Source organism: uncultured Brachyspira sp., from assembly GCF_944390595.1.
Taxonomy (GTDB): Bacteria; Spirochaetota; Brachyspiria; order Brachyspirales; family Brachyspiraceae; genus Brachyspira.
The window spans coordinates 1-3,263 of record NZ_CALXRN010000242.1; the positions used below are offsets into that span (position 1 = coordinate 1).

A 3,263-nucleotide genomic window follows, 5' to 3' on the forward strand; every position below is an offset into this window, starting at 1 on the left:
TGCTGCCCCAAAAAGCATACAGGTTCTTTGCTCCGCCGCAGGCAAGCCGCGCCTGCATTTCCAGCCGGTAAGGCACAACACCGTCAAACGCGCTTAAAATTCCGTAAAACCCACTGAGTATTTTTAGATGCCCGCCCAAATATTTTAACGAGGCTTCATCCAAAACATTCGGCGCAATATGCTGATACTGCAAACCGTCATAACTGAAAACAGCAGGCGTTAAATTGCGGCGCAAATCCATACGCTGCAAGCGGTTGTAATTAAGTTCGGCAATAGCGTCGTTGCATTGCCACAACTTTTGCAGGCTCGTGTAATCCAGCGCACGCAGAGCAGTTAAAAGCTCTTCAGTTTTAGTTAAAAATACCGGCAAACGTGCCGCGCCAATATCGTCATTATCGACACGCATCTTCTTCGCCGGCGAAATTATAATTTGCATAGTATGTTCCTTTAGATAATTTTATTTAATATTGCTCAACTATCTTTTATTTAGCTATAACTTACCAGTGTAAAAAATTTAAAATAAGGTTAATCATTAAAGCTTTTTCTTTAACTCCTTATCACGCTGCCGCGCATATTTAAACACCAGCCAGAAAAACTTAACCGCCGTAAAAAACATAACCCATCCTGCCCGGCTGAACCGCACTACAGAACGCACTCTATTCGCTTTTAACAAATGCCCGGCAAATACCACGGCAAGAACGATTTTAATTATTTTTATCGGCATTACTGTTCCTAAAATACTTAATAATTAAAGATTTTTTTATTTTATTAAAAAATCTTTTTTGAAAATATCTTTTGTCATAGTACCTTTCGATTGAATTTATTATATCATCGGTTCTATCGACACATTTAAAGAACTTATCCCTATTCTTATGAATATGTACTGACTTTATTGCTGACGGATTATACTTAACCGCGTCTTGTAAACTTACTTCTTGATAAATCATTTGTTTTAAAATTTTTGCTAAAATTTTATTTCCTTTTTCACTATTTGCCCAGCAAAGAGATACTCCTTTATCATTTTTCATTTCTGGTAATATATTTTCAATTCCCCAAAAATCAGCTAAACTTATATCACTCACTCTACTTAAAGTTTTAAACTTACAATCATAACAAGATGGTCTTAAGTACAAATCTTTCAAAAATCCTTGCATATAAATGTTATTATCTACTTTTTCATAACTTACATTTCCGTCTGCTGTTTTTAACATAAAACAATAATTTTCCCATCCATCTTTTTTATTTCTAAATGATATTTCTGTTATTTTGCTGTTTAAATTTTGCTCCAATTCCTCGATATAACGTTGCCAAACTAATGGAGATGGCACTCCATGACAAATAAAGTCTACTGCCAGTAAATTCAAATAATCTTTCTGTAAATAACTTTTTAAACCTGCAACCTGGCATGGAGTCCCTACAAACAAAACTTTTTTACCATTATCCAAATCAAGTTTTACATTTCTAAACGTATTACCCATATTACTTTGTACATACTTAGATGTATATAAACGTTTTAATTCATCTTTTTTATCTACCCTGATATGACATACATTCCAATTATCATCAAATGCTGCACCATAAATTACTGCTTGTTCTTTTATATACATATTCGCCAGAACGGCAAATACCCCCCCGGAAGAGCTTTGTTTTATAAAATTTTCATCTTTTGCGCTGCAAGCAAAAGATATTTTATCTTCTTCAAAATTACTTTGCGCATTATCTAAAGAACAAACCTTACAACACAATCCACAATCAATACATTTGTTTTTATCAATAACGGGATACTTAAAGCCTTCTGAATCCGCTTGCATAGTAATTGCATCTTTGGGGCAAATTGCAAAACAAGCTGTACAGCCGCTGCATTTTAAATTCTTCTTTTTTAATTTATTTTCTATATTCATTATAATATCAACCTTTAATATTTAATGCCTTACACAAAAATTCTTTGGATCTTTGACGCTCTTGTTCTAAAATTGCTTCAACATTAGGAAACTCTATTTCCATAGGATTAGCAATTTCATAATTATTATCTTTAAATATTTTGCGGTCTTCTAAATGAAACATAGCAAGCAGCGTATCAATGCGGGAATCCATATTCATACCCACATTTTCACGCGAACTTACCACAAACGGTTTTTGGTTTAAAATAGAAAATACTGTACCATGAAAAGAGTCTGTATACATCAACGAACAGTTCTTTATTAAATACAAAAATTCACTTGGGGATGAACAATAATAGTCTATATTTTCTTTATCCATTAAATCAACTATTTTCAATTTATATTTATCAGAAATATACTGTATATCTTTTTTTATTTTACTTGGTAATTTACTCAAAAAATAAACCAAAATATATTTTTCATCATGATACCAAACTGGTCGTTCCATCACCCTTTCCCATTCTTCTGCAGTTAAAAGCAAAGTCGGGTCAGCCAATACCGGCACATCTTTGTTTGTTAAATCTTTAACAATTTTAGCGCCAGCCTGCTCACGTACGGATATGTAGTCTATACCTCCAAGTCCCCGTTTAACCATTTCTTTTTTATTAGTATTTATTTCGCTAATGCCAAAACTTGCAGCATAAGCAATACGTTTATCCTTATCTGCAAACTGCAAAAATTCATTATTTTTTAATTCCAAACAATCTGGATTCCATACTTGATCACTGCCAACTACAAAATAATTATAATTCAAATTCAAATTAGTTTTTTGTATGTCAACAAACTTAGTATTTATATATTTATCAGTAAATTTTTTAAAATTATATTCACGAATAACTTCAAAATAGCAGCTTCCTTTATTTACAAATTTTCTAAAGTTATTTCCATTAAAAATATATTTCCAAATATTTTTAAATGTTATACCATATTTTTTATATACTTTTAACTCATTATTTTCAAACCAAATACTCTCAACAAAATTATCCTTTGATAAATATTTTATGAACTTATGTAATGCAAAATTCTGCAATCTATTACCATAATTAAAATATCCTGGTAATGTAATTATTGCTATTTTCTTCATAAAACAACCCTCTTAAAAATTTTTAATTTAATTTACATATTATTAAAATTATAAATCTTTTTATCAAGAGCACTTAATTTATACAATAAAATAAGTATTCCCAATACAAGCCAATACATTTTTATTACAGCAGAATTACCAACATTGTATTCTGTAAAACCTTGCAAAAGCAGACAAATTGTTGAAAATGTAATCATCAAAGCATACACATTTTTTGTCTTTAGCCAATCAATAAAATT

At 31.0% G+C, this 3,263-nt stretch carries 5 protein-coding genes; all 5 read right to left on the reverse strand.

All coding sequences use genetic code 11. The features are described from left to right. The coding region (locus tag Q0J90_RS14500) for a YaaA family protein (protein ID WP_297278588.1) at positions 1-436 on the reverse strand (436 nt) is incomplete at its 3' end. A gap of 96 nt (positions 437-532) precedes the next feature. Beyond that, positions 533-724, reverse strand: coding sequence for a hypothetical protein (locus Q0J90_RS14505; RefSeq protein ID WP_297278589.1), 192 nt, complete (start codon positions 722-724; stop codon positions 533-535). Then, entirely contained in the window at positions 705-1,901 is a 1,197-nt protein-coding gene (locus tag Q0J90_RS14510; protein WP_297278590.1) for a Coenzyme F420 hydrogenase/dehydrogenase, beta subunit C-terminal domain, read from the reverse strand. The genes Q0J90_RS14505 and Q0J90_RS14510 overlap by 20 nt, the downstream gene beginning before the upstream one ends. A gap of 7 nt (positions 1,902-1,908) precedes the next feature. After that, a complete protein-coding gene (locus Q0J90_RS14515; RefSeq protein ID WP_297278591.1) occupies positions 1,909-3,024 on the reverse strand; it encodes a polysaccharide pyruvyl transferase family protein in 1,116 nt (371 codons plus the stop codon). Positions 3,025-3,056: 32 nt separating this feature from the next. Beyond that, positions 3,057-3,263: hypothetical protein (locus Q0J90_RS14520; RefSeq protein ID WP_297278592.1), on the reverse strand; the 207-nt coding region annotated here is incomplete at its 5' end.